Origin of the sequence: Flavobacterium undicola, from assembly GCF_009909155.2 — a bacterium.
GTDB classification, from domain to species: domain Bacteria; phylum Bacteroidota; class Bacteroidia; order Flavobacteriales; family Flavobacteriaceae; genus Flavobacterium; species Flavobacterium undicola.
On sequence record NZ_JAAAPM020000008.1, the window covers coordinates 43,594 to 61,564 of the forward strand.

General features: G+C 34.0%; 21 protein-coding genes. 10 read left to right on the top strand and 11 right to left on the bottom strand.

Annotation, left to right across the window (positions count from 1 at the left end; translation table 11 throughout):
- Window positions 1–163 precede the first annotated feature (163 nt).
- A complete protein-coding gene (locus GTZ96_RS06475) occupies window positions 164–979 on the top strand; it encodes a THC0290_0291 family protein (RefSeq protein ID WP_161642075.1) in 816 nt (271 codons plus the stop codon).
- Window positions 980–1,097: 118 nt separating this feature from the next.
- Window positions 1,098–1,838, top strand: a complete 741-nt coding sequence (locus tag GTZ96_RS06480) for a DUF3298 and DUF4163 domain-containing protein (protein WP_161642077.1) — start codon at window positions 1,098–1,100, stop codon at window positions 1,836–1,838.
- 56 nt (window positions 1,839–1,894) lie between these two features.
- On the opposite strand, the gene GTZ96_RS06485 is transcribed toward GTZ96_RS06480, so the two are convergent.
- Window positions 1,895–2,350 (bottom strand): DinB family protein, encoded by a 456-nt coding sequence (locus GTZ96_RS06485; RefSeq protein WP_161642079.1) that lies wholly within the window; start codon window positions 2,348–2,350, stop codon window positions 1,895–1,897.
- A gap of 82 nt (window positions 2,351–2,432) precedes the next feature.
- Here GTZ96_RS06485 and GTZ96_RS06490 point away from each other — a divergent pair, with 82 nt between their 5' ends.
- The 4 genes from GTZ96_RS06490 to nadD all read left to right on the top strand — a co-directional run bounded on the left by GTZ96_RS06490 (window position 2,433) and on the right by nadD (window position 5,166).
- A complete protein-coding gene (locus tag GTZ96_RS06490; protein WP_161642081.1) occupies window positions 2,433–2,792 on the top strand; it encodes an arsenate reductase family protein in 360 nt (119 codons plus the stop codon).
- Between the two features lie 164 nt (window positions 2,793–2,956).
- Window positions 2,957–3,817, top strand: a complete 861-nt coding sequence (locus GTZ96_RS06495; RefSeq protein ID WP_161642083.1) for a YicC/YloC family endoribonuclease — start codon at window positions 2,957–2,959, stop codon at window positions 3,815–3,817.
- A gap of 115 nt (window positions 3,818–3,932) precedes the next feature.
- Complete coding sequence (gene gmk / locus GTZ96_RS06500) at window positions 3,933–4,502, top strand: guanylate kinase (protein WP_161642085.1); 570 nt, start codon at window positions 3,933–3,935, stop codon at window positions 4,500–4,502.
- A 70-nt stretch (window positions 4,503–4,572) separates the two neighbouring features.
- Window positions 4,573–5,166, top strand: coding sequence for a nicotinate (nicotinamide) nucleotide adenylyltransferase (gene nadD, locus GTZ96_RS06505; RefSeq protein WP_161642087.1), 594 nt, complete (start codon window positions 4,573–4,575; stop codon window positions 5,164–5,166).
- Window position 5,167: 1 nt separating this feature from the next.
- Here the strand turns inward: nadD and GTZ96_RS06510 are convergent, their stop codons facing one another.
- Window positions 5,168–6,064, bottom strand: coding sequence for a LysR family transcriptional regulator (locus GTZ96_RS06510; RefSeq protein ID WP_161642089.1), 897 nt, complete (start codon window positions 6,062–6,064; stop codon window positions 5,168–5,170).
- Window positions 6,065–6,151: 87 nt separating this feature from the next.
- Between GTZ96_RS06510 and GTZ96_RS06515 the strand changes: the two genes are divergently transcribed.
- The 3 genes from GTZ96_RS06515 (at window position 6,152) to GTZ96_RS06525 (ending at window position 9,352) form a co-directional block, all read left to right on the top strand.
- On the top strand, window positions 6,152–6,916 hold the full coding sequence (locus tag GTZ96_RS06515; RefSeq protein ID WP_181033153.1) for a type 1 glutamine amidotransferase domain-containing protein: 765 nt from the start codon (window positions 6,152–6,154) through the stop codon (window positions 6,914–6,916).
- A 1-nt stretch (window position 6,917) separates the two neighbouring features.
- Window positions 6,918–8,075, top strand: coding sequence for an iron-containing alcohol dehydrogenase (locus GTZ96_RS06520; RefSeq protein WP_161642091.1), 1,158 nt, complete (start codon window positions 6,918–6,920; stop codon window positions 8,073–8,075).
- Window positions 8,076–8,356: 281 nt separating this feature from the next.
- Window positions 8,357–9,352 (top strand): NAD(P)H-dependent glycerol-3-phosphate dehydrogenase, encoded by a 996-nt coding sequence (locus GTZ96_RS06525; RefSeq protein ID WP_161642093.1) that lies wholly within the window; start codon window positions 8,357–8,359, stop codon window positions 9,350–9,352.
- A gap of 151 nt (window positions 9,353–9,503) precedes the next feature.
- Here the strand turns inward: GTZ96_RS06525 and GTZ96_RS06530 are convergent, their stop codons facing one another.
- The 4 genes from GTZ96_RS06530 to GTZ96_RS06545 form a co-directional block, all read right to left on the bottom strand.
- Entirely contained in the window at window positions 9,504–9,929 is a 426-nt protein-coding gene (locus GTZ96_RS06530; RefSeq protein ID WP_161642095.1) for a hypothetical protein, read from the bottom strand.
- Window positions 9,930–10,180: 251 nt separating this feature from the next.
- Entirely contained in the window at window positions 10,181–10,588 is a 408-nt protein-coding gene (locus tag GTZ96_RS06535; RefSeq protein ID WP_161642097.1) for a hypothetical protein, read from the bottom strand.
- 83 nt (window positions 10,589–10,671) lie between these two features.
- Window positions 10,672–11,691, bottom strand: coding sequence for a phenylalanine--tRNA ligase subunit alpha (gene pheS, locus GTZ96_RS06540; RefSeq protein ID WP_161642239.1), 1,020 nt, complete (start codon window positions 11,689–11,691; stop codon window positions 10,672–10,674).
- 137 nt (window positions 11,692–11,828) lie between these two features.
- Window positions 11,829–12,185 carry a hypothetical protein gene (locus GTZ96_RS06545; protein WP_161642099.1) on the bottom strand — a complete coding sequence of 119 codons (357 nt, stop codon included), beginning with the start codon at window positions 12,183–12,185 and terminating at the stop codon, window positions 11,829–11,831.
- 135 nt (window positions 12,186–12,320) lie between these two features.
- Here GTZ96_RS06545 and GTZ96_RS06550 point away from each other — a divergent pair, with 135 nt between their 5' ends.
- Window positions 12,321–12,830 (top strand): CvpA family protein, encoded by a 510-nt coding sequence (locus GTZ96_RS06550; protein ID WP_161642101.1) that lies wholly within the window; start codon window positions 12,321–12,323, stop codon window positions 12,828–12,830.
- Window positions 12,831–12,904: 74 nt separating this feature from the next.
- Here the strand turns inward: GTZ96_RS06550 and GTZ96_RS06555 are convergent, their stop codons facing one another.
- From GTZ96_RS06555 to GTZ96_RS06575, 5 genes are all read right to left on the bottom strand, one after another.
- Complete coding sequence (locus GTZ96_RS06555; RefSeq protein WP_161642103.1) at window positions 12,905–13,648, bottom strand: tetratricopeptide repeat protein; 744 nt, start codon at window positions 13,646–13,648, stop codon at window positions 12,905–12,907.
- Window positions 13,649–13,697: 49 nt separating this feature from the next.
- On the bottom strand, window positions 13,698–14,078 hold the full coding sequence (locus GTZ96_RS06560) for a GxxExxY protein (RefSeq protein WP_161642105.1): 381 nt from the start codon (window positions 14,076–14,078) through the stop codon (window positions 13,698–13,700).
- Window positions 14,079–14,127: 49 nt separating this feature from the next.
- Entirely contained in the window at window positions 14,128–15,879 is a 1,752-nt protein-coding gene (locus GTZ96_RS06565; protein ID WP_161642107.1) for a BatD family protein, read from the bottom strand.
- Window positions 15,880–16,007: 128 nt separating this feature from the next.
- Complete coding sequence (locus tag GTZ96_RS06570) at window positions 16,008–16,796, bottom strand: tetratricopeptide repeat protein (protein ID WP_161642109.1); 789 nt, start codon at window positions 16,794–16,796, stop codon at window positions 16,008–16,010.
- A 38-nt stretch (window positions 16,797–16,834) separates the two neighbouring features.
- Window positions 16,835–17,869 carry a VWA domain-containing protein gene (locus GTZ96_RS06575; RefSeq protein ID WP_161642111.1) on the bottom strand — a complete coding sequence of 345 codons (1,035 nt, stop codon included), beginning with the start codon at window positions 17,867–17,869 and terminating at the stop codon, window positions 16,835–16,837.
- Window positions 17,870–17,971: the final 102 nt, after the last annotated feature.

Here is a 17,971-nt window from a genome sequence, read left to right on the forward strand (position 1 = left end):
CACAAAACAAAGAATAGTCTTGTTATTTTTAAAAAATAATAGTAGAACCTTTTCTTAATAAAGCCATTCATCTTAAAAAAATCCATTTCATCTAGTTTCCCAATTATTTCAGTAGTTGAATAAGCTTTTTCATATCTTTGTTCATACTCGAATTGTTATCAACATGCTCAAAAATAATTGGCTAACATTATTATTTTCCCTATTTCTATTGCTTGGAATATCCAATAGAATAAATGCGCAATATGGTTTCTCGCATGAAATAGGAGCTATTGCCGGACCAGTTGCTTTTCAATCTGATTATGGTGAACGTCATGATTTTAGTACCAATTTAGGAAATACAGGCATTGGTATTGGTCTTATTCATTATATAAATTTTTCCTATACTGCAGAATGTGATTGTTACAGTCCTGAAACTTATTTTAACGATCACTTCAAAGTAAGAAGCGAATTATCATACAACAAAACCGAATTAGAGCACTTTGGCGAATGGGTTAGCCCAGCTAGAACTTCCCTTGCAGCTAATCAACTTCGTGCTATGAAAGGGAGCACCTCTGTAACCAACTTAGGAGCGCAATTAGAATATTTTCCTCTAAGCATCCGAGACTTTTCTGCAACAATAGGGAGCTTAGGACCTTTTGTCAGCCTTGGAGCACAGTTTAGTTACTACAATGCCGAAGCCCATTCTACTCTGGGTCCTTTAGGAACGCCTTTAACAACCTACCCAAAATACCTGACTCCAACAGATGATCGCCAATATGGCTTTTCTACCGAAGGTGGCAGCGTTTGGTCTATTGTATCAAGTGTAGGAACACGCTACAAACTGGCCCCACTAAGCGATTTAATGATTGATTTACGATTCCAATATTACTTCTCTGACTGGGTTGATGGTTTAAAACCAAATCCGGCACTTTATAAAGAAAACAAAGCTAATGATTGGCTTGTTTGGTTAAACGTAGGTTATATTTACTACTTGCAATAGTTGTTAAATAAACTTCTGATTTTTTATTTTCAGCAATAAACCACTATCTTTAAGATTCAAGACTTTTTCTAAAACCAATGAAAAAAGCTTTGGAACTTAATTTTTGCTCGAATAAAAAATGAAAAACTACTTACTTCCTATATTATTTCTGTTATGTATTAGTTGTTCAAAAGAACTGAAATTTGAAACTCAATCTTTTGAAAAAACAACCACTGTAGACTGCAACAAAAACTGTCCAACCATACAACTAAAAATTCCTGTTGCTAAAAATTCAAACCTCATTGCCGACAGCATTAACAACGCCGTTTTTACCACTGTTAAATCAATTATCGATTTTGGAGACAAGCCCAATAATTCGACTAATTATGAGCAATTAGCCAGTTCGTTCATTAAAGCGTATGAAAAATTAAAAAGAGACTTTCCTAAAGATCGTTTTGGATGGGAAGCTAAAATTGAAGGAAAACTAAAATACAGCTCGGAGAACATTATAAACATCGAAATCAATCATTATACTTTTACTGGCGGTGCTCATGGTTATGCCGGTTTGCGTTCTTTGATTTTTGACCCAAAAACAGGCAAAAAAATTCCAAACGAAAAATTATTTAAAAACTGGAAACTCTTTAAAGTTTTTGCCGAAACAAAATTCAGAAACAAATACAAAATCCATAGAGACCAACCGATAAACAGTACGGGAATGCAATTTGAAAACGATGTGTTTCAAGTCGCACAAAATATATTTTTCACCAACGAAGGCATCGTACTTCATTATAATCCTTACGAAATTGCTGCTTATGTAGATGGTTCCAGAGATTTACTTATCAAATACGAAGAAGCAAATTACTATCTAATTACAAAATAAAAAAGAGCTTCCAGTGAAAGCTCTTTTGCTATAAAATATTTTTAATCGAATGGATATTACACCAATTTTCGAATAGCCAAAATAACGCCTATATGTATCCCTTCGTGAAAATTATTAAAAGACATTGAATCACGATTAGTCTTTAAAACAAACCCTGTAGATGTTGGATATTCGTTAAAATTTTGAAACAAATTATTGTCAATATCAATCTCCGTTTGAGCGACTGTTTTGTGTAATAACGACAAAATTTCATCTACTTCTTCCTGAGTAGCCTCATGCTCTGTTTTAGTTCCTTTTTTGTATTTCTCTATCATTTCTTCAGAAACCATCACAGGCAAAGCTGCCAACTTATAAACTAACAATTGCTGCGTAACCACAATATGAGCCACATTCCAAATCAAATTGTTATTAAAACCTGCCGGAACTTTATTCAATTGATCTAAAGTAAAACCTTGAATCAATTTAGAAACCATGTTTCTGCTGGTTTTTGTAATTTCTAAAATATCTTTCATTGTATTGAATTTGTAAATTTTGGCGTAAAAATAAGCATTTAACGTTCTAAATGATTTTTCTTTGCATAAAGAAATAATAATTATGGCTAACAAAATATACTATCTCGCTTCTTGCGATACTTGTCGAAAAATCATCAAATCATTACCAAAAGACAATAATTTAGCTTTTCACGACATCAAACAAGATCCAATTACTGTTGAAGAACTGGAAGAAATGTATGCTCTTTCGGGAAGTTACGAAGCGCTTTTTAGCAAAAAAGCACAGTTGTACAAATCGATGGGATTAAAAGACAAAGGCTTAACCGAAAAGGATTTTAAAAAATACATCTTAGAACATTACACTTTTTTGAGTCGCCCGGTTTTTATTATTGATGGCAAAATTTTTATTGGCAACAGCCAACAAAATATGCTGCAAGTAATGAAAGCATTGGGAAACAAATAATTTCCTATTCCATACAAACCATTAAGAAATTTAAGGAGCATTAAATCTAAACTCTCTTAATTACTTAATGGTTAAACTAATATTTAGACCTTTTCTACTCTGCAAACTGAACACTGACTACTGAATACTTTTTTAGTATCTTTGAGCACTTTTTAGAAAACAATATGATACAATCTATGACAGGTTTTGGTAAAGCCACTTTGCAATTACCAACCAAAAAAATAACAGTCGAAGTCAAATCTTTAAACAGTAAAGGCCTGGACTTAAATGTACGAATGCCTTCGCTTTACCGCGAAATGGAATTGGGATTGCGTACACAAATTGCCTCAACACTAGAAAGAGGAAAAGTAGATTTTTCTATTTATATCGAAAGTACCGCTGAGCAAACTTCGACCAAAGTGAATGTTCCAATCGTAAAAGCCTACATCAATCAATTGAGAGAAGTGTATGCTGATGCCGATGAAACCGAATTGATGAAAATGGCCGTGCGTATGCCCGACACCATGAAAGTGGAAAGAGAGGAAATTGACGAAAATGAATGGGCTCAGATAAAAAATGTCATCAACGATAGTTTAAATAATATTCTTTCTTTTAGAAAAGATGAAGGTCTTTCGCTGGAAAAAGAATTCCAATTGCGTATTGGAAACATCCGTCAATATATGAATGATGCGTTGGCTCTTGATCCGGAACGCGTTCAAGCGATCAAAGACCGTTTGCAAACTGCCATTGATGAGTTAAAAGTAAATGTTGACGAAAACCGTTTTGAACAAGAATTAATCTATTATTTGGAAAAGTTAGACATCACTGAGGAAAAAGTGCGTTTGACCAATCATTTGGATTATTTCCTGGAAACCATCAACGGAACAGAAGCTAATGGAAGAAAATTAGGTTTCATTACTCAGGAAATGGGGCGTGAAATCAACACCATGGGTTCTAAATCCAATCATGCTCAAATGCAAAAATTAGTCGTGATGATGAAAGACGAATTGGAAAAAATTAAAGAACAAGTTTTGAACGTGTTGTAATCCCCCTAACCCCCACACGAGCTTAGCGAACTGGCGAAGCAAAAGAGGAGCAGTAGGAGGCTATAAATCATAATATTAACGTAATATCCCTCCCCTTTGGGGAGGCTAGGAGGGGATGAAAAAAGGAAAATTAATCGTATTCTCGGCGCCATCAGGTTCCGGAAAAACAACTATAGTTAGGCATTTATTAAAACAAGAAGACTTGAATTTAGAGTTTTCTATCTCGGCAGCAACCCGTGAAGCCAGAGGCGAAGAAGTAAACGGAAAAGATTACTATTTCATCTCTTTGGACGAATTTAAGAAGCATATCAAACACGAAGATTTCGTTGAATGGGAAGAAGTTTACAGAGATAACTTTTATGGAACTTTAAAAAGCGAAGTAGAACGTATTTGGGCTTTGGGCAAAAACGTAATTTTTGATATTGATGTGGCTGGTGGATTGCGTATCAAACATAAATTCCCCGAAGAAACTTTGGCTGTTTTTGTAAAACCACCTAGCGTAGACGAACTAAAAAGACGTTTGAAAGAACGCTCTACCGAAAGCGAAGAAAAAATCAATATGCGAATTGCTAAAGCTCACGTAGAATTGGCTACTGCTCCACAATTTGATGTGGTTATAAAAAATTATGATTTAGAAGTAGCATTAGAAGAAGCGACTCAGTTGGTACGAAACTTTGTAAAATAAAAAGGTTATTTGTTAAGGGTTATTCGTTCGTAACTTTTAACTTTTAACGAAAAACCCTTAACTTTCAAGTATGAAAATAGGATTGTATTTCGGCACTTTCAACCCCATTCATGTTGGACATCTCATTATTGCCAATCACATGGCTGAGCATTCCGACTTAGATCAAGTGTGGTTAGTGGTTACACCTCACAATCCTTTGAAGAAAAAAAGTACACTGCTGGACGATTACCATCGCTTGCAGATGGTTTATCTCGCCACAGAAGACTATCCAAAACTCAAACCATCCGATGTTGAGTTCAAGCTTCCACAACCTAATTATACGGTAACTACCTTAGTGCATTTGGAAGAAAAATATCCGCATCATGAATTTTCTTTGATTATGGGCGAAGACAATCTAAAGTCTTTGCACAAATGGAAAAATTATGAAGCTATTTTAGCGCATCATGAGATTTATGTTTATCCACGTATTTCTACCGAAGCCGAGAATTTAGTCCCGACTTTTCGGGATAAAAACCATCCAAAAATCCGCATGATTGATGCTCCGGTTGTTGAAATTTCTTCGACTGCTATTCGGGAAAACATAAAATTAGGTAAAAATGTTCGCCCTTTAGTTCCCACTAAAGTTTGGGAATATATTGATCATAATTTATTTTATAAAAAGTAAATCAACTCAAAAGCTTTTTCAATTCTGATTCGATTTCCTCAGCAACCAAATTAAAACCTGTATTTTTCGCTGACAAAAGATAGGCTGTAGTTTCAGGCATTTGCTCTGTTTTCCACAACAATTGTAATTTTTCGTCTTGAATAAAAGAACGTGCATTGATATCCCAAGTCACAGCCACACCTGAATTTTTAGAAAGCACTTCCAGCATTTCAAACTCGGATGGAATGATGTAATTTGGAACCATCGAAGGTCGTTTTTTATTGAAAACGTGCAACCAAAACAATTTGATATGAGGAATTCCTGAATCATGGCTGTACCATTTTTGATCGTTTAACCAATTTTCAATGGCGTTATAATCACTATTCTGAATATCCAATTGTAGTTTTGTTGCATCAATATTCTTTGAACCTACGATGATTTGTCGAATGTCACCCAACTTTTTTTGCACAGTGTCAAAGGTGTCGTATTTTTTAGTCACAATAGCAAAATCAATCTTTTTAGTATTTACCAATTCGAAAAGCGCATCGTTATGGTGAAAGCTAAAATCGATATAATCGAATTTGGAAATCAAAAGACTCGCCATACTATTAAACAAATGTTTCGAAATACCTACCGTAATTAACCTATTGGCATCAAATGCTTTAGAGCGAAAGCCATTTTCTACATTTTCTAAACGATCTAAGGCTTCTATGATTAAGTTATTGAGTAACTTAGCGTATTCCGTCGGCTCAACTCCTTTCGATTTTCTATTGAATAATTTATAACCCACATGGGCTTCCAACATCGAAATTTGCTGACTCACCGCTGGCTGGCTGATAAATAACTCTTTGGCTGCCAAAGAAAAATTTCTGTTTTTATATACCGATTTAAACGTTCGATACCATTCTAGATTTACCATGATATAAATAAATTTATCACAAACATAATTTAAATTATTTTTACGAATAACATATCTGCCGTAAATTCGCAATAACAAAAATCAATTATGATGAAAAAAGCATTACTCACGATTATAATTTTAACTGTAAGTTGTATTACCGCAACAGCACAAAATAGCGCAAAGATGAAAAAAGTATTATTTGTAGTTACCAGTCACGATAAACTAGGCAACACAGGACAAAAAACAGGATTTTGGACCGAAGAATTGGCTGCTCCTTATTATGAATTATCCGATCAGGGAATTCAAATTGACATTGCCACTCCACTAGGCGGACAACCACCAATTGACCCAAAAAGCGCTGATCCTGCTTCGGCTACTGAAGACACCAAAAGATTTGATGCCGACACCGAATTATTGGCTAAACTAAAACACACGCTAAAATTAGCTCATGTAAAAGAATCTGATTACGATGCTGTTTTTTATCCCGGCGGCCACGGACCATTATGGGATTTAACTAAAGATCGAAATTCGATTGCACTGATTGAATCTTTTTACAACAACAACAAACCTATTGCTTTTGTTTGTCACGCACCAGGCGTACTAAAAGACGTAAAAATAAAAGACGAATATTTAGTAAAAGGAAAAAAAGTAACCGGATTTTCAAACTCCGAAGAAGCTGCGGTTGGATTAACTAATGTAGTTCCGTTTTTATTAGAAGAAGTACTTCAGGCCAATGGCGGAATTTATTCTAAAACTGAAAACTGGCAGCCTTATGCCGTTGAAGATGGATTATTAATTACAGGACAAAATCCAGCCTCATCCAAACTAGTAGCACAAAAATTATTACAACAATTAAACACTGAAAAATAAGATGTTAAACTTCGAATTATACAATCCTACTAAACTGGTTTTCGGAAAAGGACAAATAAATAAACTTTCCGAATTAGTTCCTAAAGGTGCTAAAATTTTATTGGCGTATGGTGGTGGAAGCATTTTTAAAAACGGAATTCACCAACAAGTAATTGATAATCTTAAAGGATTTGAAATAGTAGAATTTTCGGGAATTGAACCGAATCCGCATTTTGAAACCCTTATGAAAGCGGTTGAAGTGATAAAAGCTGAGAAAATTGATTTTATTCTTGCAGTAGGCGGAGGTTCAGTAATTGACGGCGTTAAATTCATTTCAGGTGCAGTAAATTTCGACGGAAATCCAATTGATATTCTTCAAAAACATTTATTAATAAAAGAAAATGCTGTGCCTTTTGGAACGGTTTTGACCTTGCCTGCAACAGGAAGCGAAATGAATTCTGGTTCGGTGGTGACTATTGCCGCAACGCAAGAAAAACTGGCTTTTGGAGGTTCAGCTTTGTTTCCGCAATTCTCCATTTGTGATCCAACAGTGATTCAATCTTTACCAAAAAGACAATTGCAAAACGGAGTAGTTGATGCTTTTACACACGTAATGGAACAATATTTAACCTATCCACACGAAGGTTATTTACAAGACCGAATTGCCGAAGGAATTTTGCAAACTTTAATCGAAGTAGGGCCAAAAGTGGTTGACAATCCTGCTGATTATGCTTTGGCTTCTAACTTTATGTGGAGTTGTACCATGGCTTTAAACGGATTAATCCAAAAAGGAGTTCCTAATGATTGGGCAACACACATGATTGGTCACGAATTAACAGCATTATACGGAATCGATCATGCCAGAACATTGGCTATTATTGGACCTAATTTATACCGCGTTTTATTCGAAACCAAAAAAGAAAAATTAGCCCAATACGGAAAACGCATCTTTAATTTATCCGGAACGGTTGATGAAATTGCTAATGAAGCCATCAACAAAACGGTTGAGTTTTTCCACACTATGGGAATGGACACCAAACTATCGCAATATACTGATGATTACAGCAAAACTGCCGATTTTATCGTTAATCGTTTTGACGAAAGAGGCTGGAAAGCTATGGGAGAAAGACAAAATATTACTTTAGAAAAACTGAAAGCCATTGTAGAAATGAGCTACTAAGCAACTATTTTTTTTCTAATTCAACAAAAAAGGCGTCTTCGAATACAATCTTAGACGCCTTTTAAATAACACCAAAACTAAATTAACTAATACTAACATTCTACAAAACTCAAATTACTAATACATAGAATATTAGAACGAAAAGATTATACTTTTTATTGTATCATCGAAGAAAAAAAATATAAAAAAAAGATTCTTTCAACAAACTAAAATCCAATTCCAAACGATTCCTCTTGCTTCATTACTACATTTTTAAGTACTTTTGGTTAAACTATAAAAAGATGAGTGAAAATATAAAGTTTGCAGTAATTGGTGGTGGAAGCTGGGCAACAGCCATTACAAAAATGTTATGTGTCAATCTTTCTGAAGTTTCATGGTATATGCGTAATGAATCGGCAATTGAGCATATAAAAACGCACAAACACAATCCAAACTACATTAGTTCAGTGGAGTTTGACATCAAAAAACTAAAACTAACTAACGATATCAACGAGGCGGTTGCTTATGCAGACTACCTTATTTTTGCTATTCCTTCTGCCTTTTTAGACACCGAATTGCAAAAACTAACCGTTTCTCTAAAAGATAAAATCATTTTCTCTGCCATTAAAGGAATTGTTCCCGAAACGAGTTTGATTGTTGGGGAACATTTTCATTTTCAATACGACATTCCTTATTATAATATTGGCGTAATTACTGGTCCTTGCCACGCCGAAGAAGTCGCTTTAGAGCGTTTATCTTATCTGACTATTGCTTGTGGCGATGCCGAAAAAGCAAAGAATATAGCTAAAAATCTGGCTGGAAATTACATCAAAACTAAAATTACTGACGACATTATTGGTACTGAATATGCTGCTATGCTTAAAAACATTTATGCTATTGCAGCCGGAATTGCACATGGTTTAGGTTATGGCGATAATTTTCAATCGGTTTTGATGAGTAATGCGATTCGAGAAATGAAAAAATTCATTCGAAAAGTACACAAGATGAAACGCAACATCAATGATTCGGCTTATTTGGGCGATTTATTGGTTACAGGTTATTCGGTTTTTTCAAGAAACAGAATGTTCGGAAACATGATTGGGAAAGGCTACACCGTAAAAAGTGCGATGATGGAAATGAGCATGGTTGCCGAAGGTTATTATGCCGCTAAAAGTGCTTACAAACTCAATCAAGGCTATGGTGCCAAAACGCCAATTATAGACGCCGTTCATGAAATTTTGTACGAAGGTAAAAATGCCAAAGCCGTATTTAAAAAACTAGTGGATAAACTGGATTAATTTTTCCTCTACAACTAAATAAAATAACCGCAAATTCGCAAATTTTTAATGTGTGAATTTGCGGTTTTGTTTTTATATATTTTTTGAAACAGTTTAAAAAACTAAGCTAACGATTGTGGTAAATCGAACGGTCGAGTGTTGTAAGCAGTTTTTAATTCACCTTTTCATATTTTAGACCTGGACCATCACAATTTTGCCAAGTACTTGAAAACGTATTTTCAGATTGAAAAAGCATTTCTTCTTTTAAGTTTGAAGAACAAGAACCAATAATTTCACTTTCGTTATTAAAAATAAGTTCTAAATACATTTCGTTTGAAGACTTAATTAAATTATATGTTCCAGAAACATCCTTTATAACTCCATTTCTATCTCTTGATTTTTTAAATGTTCCATCTGCATTTAATATGTAGAACTCTTGCCATTCCATATCAGAACCAGTTGTTTCGGAATTTTGAAGGTTTCCACTCATTTGTGTAAGTTTCCATTTTCCTTGATAATTTTTCTGTAAATTTTGATCATCATTTGAGCAAGAAAATAAAATAATTAACGCTACAAATAGGATATTCAATTTTTTCATTGATGTTAGATTTACTGTTTTCTTATAGATGCTTAACTCTGTAAAAGGTTGCGTTAAATTACTTATAACTTTTATATATCTAACAAAAAAGCACAAATCGACCCGATTTAGGCTAAATCAGATCTGATTTGTCAAACTTTATTCCGACTCAAACATAGAAAATATACTTACAAAGAATAAAATAAAAAAAACCGCAAATTCACACATTAAAAATTTGCGAATTTGCGGTCAATATTTTTTCAGCTAATAGCTTATCGAACAATTACCCCTTCTACAAATAGAATCGGCACTTCTTCGGTATTGTTTTCGTTAATGGAATTGGCTTTAAAGATAAATTTCTTGTCGTATAAAGTATTTCCAATAAAGAAAGTCAGCATGAATTCGTTATTCAAAGCCAAAACACTTTTCTCTACCATTTCTATTTTTACTACCGAAACAGCAGGAACTTCAACAAAAGCATGACGTAAAATTGAGGTTTTCTTCATTTCGCCATCGATAGTTCCAAAAGCTTTAGAAACCACCATGGCACTTTCAATGTTAAAATCGCTGTCGTTTACTAAATAAGCATACCAAACTTTCTCCATAAAATCATCGCTCCATTCCTGAACGGCAGCAATAAATACGTTTTCAACTTCGGGGATTGTAATATCAGCTTTCATATATTAAGTGAAGAGTCCCTAGTACTTAGTCCTTAGCAAAAAATATTTCACTAAAGACTAAATACTAAGGACTTTTTTTAAAATTATATTATCGATTTGAATTGCTCTAAGAAACGTACATCGTTTTCATAAAACATACGGATGTCTCCAATTTGGTACAACAACATCGCAATACGCTCTACTCCCATTCCAAAAGCAAATCCGTTGTATTCGTCAGGATTGATACCACAGTTTTTCAAAACATTAGGGTCTACCATTCCGCAACCACCAATTTCTAACCAACCGGTTCCTTTGGTAATTCTATAATCGGTTTCGGTTTTTAGTCCCCAATAAATATCAATTTCGGCACTTGGCTCCGTAAACGGGAAATAAGAAGGACGCAAACGAATTTTTGACTTTCCGAACATCTCTTTTGTGAAATACAAAAGTGTTTGTTTCAAATCGGCAAAAGAAACGTCTTTGTCAATATACAATCCTTCAACCTGGTGGAAAATACAGTGTGAACGTGATGAAACGGCTTCATTACGGAAAACACGTCCCGGAGAAATAGTTCGGATAGGCGGTTTATTGTTTTCCATATAACGCACCTGAACGGATGAAGTATGGGTACGCAATAAAGTATCAGGATTAGTCTGGATAAAAAACGTATCCTGCATATCACGCGCCGGATGGTATTCTGGCAAATTCAATGCGGTAAAATTATGCCAATCGTCTTCAATTTCCGGACCTTCAGAAACGTTGAATCCAATAGTTGAAAAGATATCTATAATTTGGTTTTTTACAATAGAAATAGGATGACGGGAACCAATAATTACTGGTTCAGCAGCACGAGTCAAATCGCCATAAAGTCCTTTAGATTCTTCTTTGCTTTCTAAAGTTTCCTGGATTGTTTTTACTTTTTCTTCTGCAGAAGTTTTAAGCAGGTTAATTACCTGACCAAATTCCTTCTTTTGTTCGTTAGGCACATTTTTAAATTCAGCAAAAAATTCTTTTAGAATTCCTTTACTTCCTAAAAATTTAATTCTAAATGATTCTAATTCGGCAGTATCTTGTGTTGAAAAAGCTTGAGCTTCACCAATATATTCTTTTATCTTATCTATCATTTTCATCCAATAATTGAGTGTGCAAATTTAAGCAAAAGTTGTGAGTTATGAGTTATGAGTCACGAGTTTTTGAAGCAAATCTAAAATGCTTCGCCAGTTCGCTATCGCTCGGGTCTGCAATCGTTACTCTACAATCATTAATCAATCAATTGTTTTTCTATAAAATAACTTACGATTGCCTCTTTCATTAAAACAGTTTGTTCCCCTGCTTTTAAAGGCGGTAGTTCGTCTTTCACTTTGTAATGTGGCCATCCATCTTCATCAAAAAATTCGAATTCATAAAAACCATAAGGTTCTAACAAACGACAAATAGCAATATGCATCAGGTTTAGTTTCTCGTCTTTTTTATATTCACGGTGAAATTTCCCTAGTTCCTGAACTCCAATTAGAAAAATAATGGCGTCTAAATCTAAATCTTCACCTTGCGAAAATTGATTAGAAAGTATATCGACGAGCTTTTCCCAGCGCTCTTTAAGTTGTGTGTCTCTTGACATTTTTTCAATTATGTGTTATGAGTTGTGAGTTATGCGCTCACAAAAACATAAAATTATTTCGACAAAGATAAGCAGTCCCTTTTTGACTTTAGAATATTCTTTTACCTTTGTTCTTTTTTAATTAAATATTAATCAATGAGTTTTTTAGATATTATTTTAGGCGCTTTACTGGCGTTTGCAGTGTATAAAGGAATTGTAAACGGGCTTTTTCTCGAATTGGCATCCTTTCTTTCCTTAATGATTGGGGTTTATTTTGCTGTTAAATTCTCGGTTATTACCAAAGATATTCTTTCAGGATTTGCACATTGGAATCCCAATACGATTCAGGTAATTGCTTTTATTCTTACGTTTATTTTGGTTGTAGTCGGTATTACTTTTTTAGCAAAAATCCTCACCGGAATTGCTGATTTTGCCTTTTTAGGTTGGATTAACAAAGCAGGTGGAGGATTATTTCGTGTTTTAAAAACGGTATTGATTGTTGGACTTGTCTTTTCTATTTTCGAAAAAATAAATTACAATCACTTTTTTGCCAAAAAAGAAACGCTTGATAAATCCATTTTTTACAATCCAATTCAAAAAACAGCGGGTTTTATGTATCCTTCTATTACAAAATGGTACGGGAATTTGAAAGCAGAGAAAAAGTAATAATAAAAACGTCACTTCGAGATATAATTTTTTATACAAAAAAATTATATCTCGAAGTGACGTAAATCTAAAAATTACTTCACTTCTTGTATAGCATTACTATCAATCCAACCTTCGGTTCCATCGGTTAATTGAACTTTTTTCCAATTATCTACTGTTTCTTTTACGAAAACTTTGGTTCCTTCATGTAGAATTACAACGCTGGCACCCTTATTTTGAGGTTCGCTTTTAACATCAGTCATTTCGGCAAAAACAATTGCTGGTCTTTCATTTATAAAATGACTTTTTTCGAAAAAAGCTGAGGAAACACTAATAAGCAACAACAACAGCATGACAAACATTCCAAAGAAAAATAATCTTTTATTGAGTGTCAACGCCGAAAAATAGTATCCCAAAAAGGATACTAAAAATAAGGCTGAAAAAGCAACCGAAATCCAAGCCCAGGTATTATAATGATAATTAGCCGTGAAATCACGTAGCAGTTTTGCAAAACCTACTTTAGGCACCACTTTTATCTCATCCACGGTACGTTTTTGAGCGAATCTCAAGTTATTGGCAATATCGCTATCATTAGGTTTCAACACCAACGCTTTTTCGTAATTGTAAATTGCCGGTGCTACTTTATTTAACTTATAATAACAATTCCCCAGATTAAAATACAACTCCGCCGATTGTTTCTTAGCAGTCAACTCTGATGTATAGGCATCAATTGCCTGCTCATATTTGCCGTTTTTATACAAATCATTTCCTTTTTCGAAGCCATTTTGGGCAAAGAAAACCTGACTTATCAACAATACTATATAAACTATATTTTTCATAAAACTATTTAAACACAAAGACCACAAAGAAGGCACGAAGTTCACTATTTTAAAGTATTCCGTTAACCACTCTTCTGACTCCTTCTTTGAGTAATTTGACATTAAAATTGATTAATAATCCTAATTTACAATCTGACAATCTTAAATATGTTAATAATTGAGCTAAATGAACATCATTTAATGTTTCGACAGATTTAACTTCTACAATAAATTTATCTTCAACAATGATATCAATTCTATAACCTACATCCAACTTTACATCTTCATAAACTAATGGCAATGCTTTTTGTTTTTCAACTTTTAAATTAAATTTTTTAAGTTCATAAAACAAACATTCCTCATAAGCACTTTCTAACAATCCCGGGTCTAAAACTTTATGAACTTTCAAAGCACTCTCAAATACTATTTTTGATATTTCGTTTTCAGTCATATTTTTTTGTGCTCTTTGTGCCTTCTTCGTGTCCTTAGTGGTTAATTTTTTAAGAAAGCTGTTTTTCCAAATCAGAAATGATGCTTACTGCTTTTTCGTAATCTTTCTGAATAGTTGCACTTGATGAAGGTGCATATCTGGCAATCTCACAATTTTCAGTAAGTGCAATAAACTCATTTACAGCCTCCGAATTAGCATTTTTAGACAATAAAATTTCTTTGATATTGTCCTTACTCATTTCTGAGGTTTCAATATGCAATTTAGCCTTCAGGAAATTATGCATGGCTTTTTCAAGTGCCACATAAAACGGCTCTTTATTATTAATTTGTTTCTTCGCTTCTGATAAATATTTCTTAGCCAAGCGGTTGTTTCTCTTGATTCGGTTTCCAACAACGTCGCCATCAATAGCTTCTTTTTTCTTCTTAGCCAATACAATTATTGGTAACAATCCAAAAGGAATCAACAATAAACCATAGAATAATTTAGATCCAAAGAAATCATTCTGCGCAATAGGCTCCAGCTTTGTTTCCAACTTGACATACTTGAATTGCTCATTAGCCACCACCTGATTTTTTTGAACTCCCGAATTAGGTGCTGTAGCATTAGTAGCCGTCGGTCCATCGAGTACTTTTACAATTATTTCCTTAGAACTAATTGTTTTGTAGCTACCCGAATTCAAATCAAAATAAGAAAACTGCATTGGTTTTATAGGATAATCTCCTTTATACTGCGGGATAATGGTATAACTGTCGGATATTTTCCCAACCATTCCTGAAAGTGGTGTATTTACCTGCTCATTATGAACAGCATCGTACATTTCTAGGGCATTAGGCACTACCGGTTTTGGTAAAGTAAATAATTTCAAATTTCCTTTACCCGCTACACTTACCACTAAATCCAAACTTTCACCATTTTTAAGTTCGGTTTTTGATGGTGTCACTTTAAAATCAAAACGTCCTACAGCACCTGAAAAATCAGCTGGTTTTCCAGCTTCAGGTAATGCTTTTACAGAAATAGTTTTGGCACCAGCCGAAACTCGCTTACTATCTTGTTTTATTTGCATTTGTCCAAAGATATTTCTACGATTGGTAGGCAACTCTACATCAATATCTAATGAAAGTGGCTCAATGGTTAACTTACCTGATTTTTGAGGATATAAAACCGTTTTTCTCAAAACTACATAACGAAATTTTTCGCCTTTAAACATCCCTTCTTCCAGAACCAATTGCTTGACATCGATATTTTGACTCCAAAAATCATTGTACTTTGGCTTGCTCAATTCTTTAAAATTCCTAATTCCGATGTTGTAACTAAAATACAGTTTGTAGACTACCGTTATAGGCTCGTTTACATAAGGATTTGTTTTAGAAATATCGGCTACTAAATACAAATTAGTATCAGCAGAAACACTAGTATCATTAGGATCTTTAGGTTGTTCAATTGCCGCTGTAACATTAATTTTTACTGGCGAAGTTTTATATACTCTCCCATTATATTCAATCGTAGCCTGCTTAATGATTAAACTTCCTTTTTGATTAGGTAAAAGATAATAAGTGTATACTTTTTCAAAAGAACTCCTTCCGTTTATCCATGACTGACTTACTTGCTGCATTGGCCCTCCTACAACTCGAAACCCATCAAAAGAAGGTTCATTAAAATTATCTCCATCAATATTCATGAAAAAATCTACTTGTAGCCTTTCATTGAGACCAAGCGTGTTCTTGCTTACTCTGGCTTCAAATTGTACTTGAGCCCAAAGTCCGTGAAAACTTAACAGTAATAATATTAAATATCTTTTCATTTTTTTCCTCTCCCCAGCCCTCTCCAAAGGAGAGGGAGCCAAAACGGAGTATATTATATTGTTATTTAAAAATCCTAATTATCTATCATCTGTTGTACATTGTCTAATTGGAAAATTCTTAAATTAATCTACCAATCTTTCTCTGTTTGAACAGGTCTTCCTTTTACTTTTTTAGCGTTTACCTTATCCTGAATTTTCTTTTCTTCATTATTAACAGCATCCAAAAGATTTTCTAAACGGTCTTTAGAGATTCCTCCGGGCTGTGGTTTCGGCTGTTGATTTGGATCTTGCTTGTCTTTTCCGTCTTTCTTATCCTGATTCTTTTTTTCTTGATCTTTCTTATCCTGATCCTTTTTATCTTGGTCTTTCTTGTCCTGATCTTTTTTGTTTTTATCCTGATCCTTCTTATCCTTGTTCTTATCCTTGTTCTTGTCTTTATTTTTATCTTTCTTATCCTTATTGTCTTTTGGAGGATTTTCTTTTAGCATCTTTTTAGCCAAAGCAAAATTGTATCTGGTTTCCTCATCGGTAGGATTGTTTCTCAGGGCACTTTTATAAGCTTCTACCGCCTGAGTGTAATCTTTATCTTTCATAAACACGTTTCCTAAATTATGATAGGCTTTGTGTTTTTGAATTCGGGATTTAGCATTTTTTAAGGCTTTTGCATAAGCATATTTTGCCTCAGAAGCTTGATTTTGCTTATAAATAGCATTCCCTAAATTATAAGGTGAAACAGAACGATTTGGGAATTTTGAATTCGATATTCTATAGTCGGCTTCTGCATCGGCATATTTACTTTGGCTATACTCCTCATTTGCTTTAGGCAAAGTTTTATCTTTTTCCTGTGCAAAAACCCCTCCCAATCCTAAGAACAGGAGTGCAAAAAAAGTAAATCCGTATTTTATAAAATTCTTCATTTTCATTTCTTTATGTTCTTTCCCAAAGGAACTGACATTTATTTTTCTTCATTAAATAAGTTTAACTTCTTCACCCAATTGGTCTTTTTCTCTAAAAGGAATAAATCCAGAAATAAAAGCACAAAGGCAAATCCTAAAAACCATTGAAATTGCGATTGGAAATCGGCCATTTGAGTCGATTCGAATTCCGTTTTCTGAATAGTATCTAATGTTTTCTTAATGTATTCTACTACTTCTTTGGTGTTATTTCCGCTTACATAACCTCCTTTTGTGGCTTTTGCAATTGCTTCTAAACTAGGTTGATTCAGTTTTGTAATAACAACTTGGTCATTTTGGTCTCTTTTATAACTTTGTATTACACCATTTCTTTTTAACGGAATAGTTCCTCCTTTTTCGGTTCCAATCCCCACAGTGATAATACGCATTCCCAGTTTGTTCGCTTCTTCAGCCGCATCCTGAGCTCCTTCAGAATGGTCTTCTCCATCCGAAATCAGAATCAACAACTTAGAGGTTTTACTTTTGTCATCAAAATAAGTTCCTGATAGTTTTATGGCTTCATCCAATGATGTTCCTTGTGAAGAAACGATATCAGTATTCATACTTTGCAGAAACATTTTGGCCACGCTATAATCAGTAGTAATAGGCAAAACCGGAAAAGCGCTTCCTGCATAAGCTACAATCCCTATTCGGTCATTTCCTAATTGATTGATAATTTGCGAAACAACTTGTTTACTTTTTTCTAATCTATTTGGCGCTACATCTTCGGCAAGCATACTTTTAGAAACGTCCATTGCAAAAACAATATCGATTCCTTCTCTTTTAACCGTTTCTAGTTTTGTTCCAATTTTAGGATTTACCAATCCAATAATCAACCCTAGCAATGCCAATAAAATAACAACCAATTTGAAAACCGGTTTAAAAACTGAACGCTCCGGACTTAATCTTTTTATGATTTCTAAATCCCCAAATTCCTGTTGTTTTTTTCTTTTCCAATACATGGTCAACAGGAAAAGCAACACTACAATGGGTAGTATAAAAAGTAAGTATAAATATTTTTTTTCGTCTAATTCCATATTTCTTTAACCACAAAGGGCACTAAGTTTTATCGCAAAGTACACTATATTAATTTCTCTTTATAAAGTCCCATTTATGTCCTTTATGAACTTCGTGTTTAA

Coding starts and splice junctions, on each gene's coding strand:
- GTZ96_RS06475 (WP_161642075.1), top strand. CDS start 164: ATGCTCAAAAATAATTGGCTAACATTATTATTTTCCCTATTTCTATTG.
- GTZ96_RS06480 (WP_161642077.1), top strand. CDS start 1,098: ATGAAAAACTACTTACTTCCTATATTATTTCTGTTATGTATTAGTTGT.
- GTZ96_RS06485 (WP_161642079.1), bottom strand. CDS start 2,350: ATGAAAGATATTTTAGAAATTACAAAAACCAGCAGAAACATGGTTTCT.
- GTZ96_RS06490 (WP_161642081.1), top strand. CDS start 2,433: ATGGCTAACAAAATATACTATCTCGCTTCTTGCGATACTTGTCGAAAA.
- GTZ96_RS06495 (WP_161642083.1), top strand. CDS start 2,957: ATGATACAATCTATGACAGGTTTTGGTAAAGCCACTTTGCAATTACCA.
- gmk (WP_161642085.1), top strand. CDS start 3,933: ATGAAAAAAGGAAAATTAATCGTATTCTCGGCGCCATCAGGTTCCGGA.
- nadD (WP_161642087.1), top strand. CDS start 4,573: ATGAAAATAGGATTGTATTTCGGCACTTTCAACCCCATTCATGTTGGA.
- GTZ96_RS06510 (WP_161642089.1), bottom strand. CDS start 6,064: ATGGTAAATCTAGAATGGTATCGAACGTTTAAATCGGTATATAAAAAC.
- GTZ96_RS06515 (WP_181033153.1), top strand. CDS start 6,152: ATGATGAAAAAAGCATTACTCACGATTATAATTTTAACTGTAAGTTGT.
- GTZ96_RS06520 (WP_161642091.1), top strand. CDS start 6,918: ATGTTAAACTTCGAATTATACAATCCTACTAAACTGGTTTTCGGAAAA.
- GTZ96_RS06525 (WP_161642093.1), top strand. CDS start 8,357: ATGAGTGAAAATATAAAGTTTGCAGTAATTGGTGGTGGAAGCTGGGCA.
- GTZ96_RS06530 (WP_161642095.1), bottom strand. CDS start 9,929: ATGAAAAAATTGAATATCCTATTTGTAGCGTTAATTATTTTATTTTCT.
- GTZ96_RS06535 (WP_161642097.1), bottom strand. CDS start 10,588: ATGAAAGCTGATATTACAATCCCCGAAGTTGAAAACGTATTTATTGCT.
- pheS (WP_161642239.1), bottom strand. CDS start 11,691: ATGATAGATAAGATAAAAGAATATATTGGTGAAGCTCAAGCTTTTTCA.
- GTZ96_RS06545 (WP_161642099.1), bottom strand. CDS start 12,185: ATGTCAAGAGACACACAACTTAAAGAGCGCTGGGAAAAGCTCGTCGAT.
- GTZ96_RS06550 (WP_161642101.1), top strand. CDS start 12,321: ATGAGTTTTTTAGATATTATTTTAGGCGCTTTACTGGCGTTTGCAGTG.
- GTZ96_RS06555 (WP_161642103.1), bottom strand. CDS start 13,648: ATGAAAAATATAGTTTATATAGTATTGTTGATAAGTCAGGTTTTCTTT.
- GTZ96_RS06560 (WP_161642105.1), bottom strand. CDS start 14,078: ATGACTGAAAACGAAATATCAAAAATAGTATTTGAGAGTGCTTTGAAA.
- GTZ96_RS06565 (WP_161642107.1), bottom strand. CDS start 15,879: ATGAAAAGATATTTAATATTATTACTGTTAAGTTTTCACGGACTTTGG.
- GTZ96_RS06570 (WP_161642109.1), bottom strand. CDS start 16,796: ATGAAGAATTTTATAAAATACGGATTTACTTTTTTTGCACTCCTGTTC.
- GTZ96_RS06575 (WP_161642111.1), bottom strand. CDS start 17,869: ATGGAATTAGACGAAAAAAAATATTTATACTTACTTTTTATACTACCC.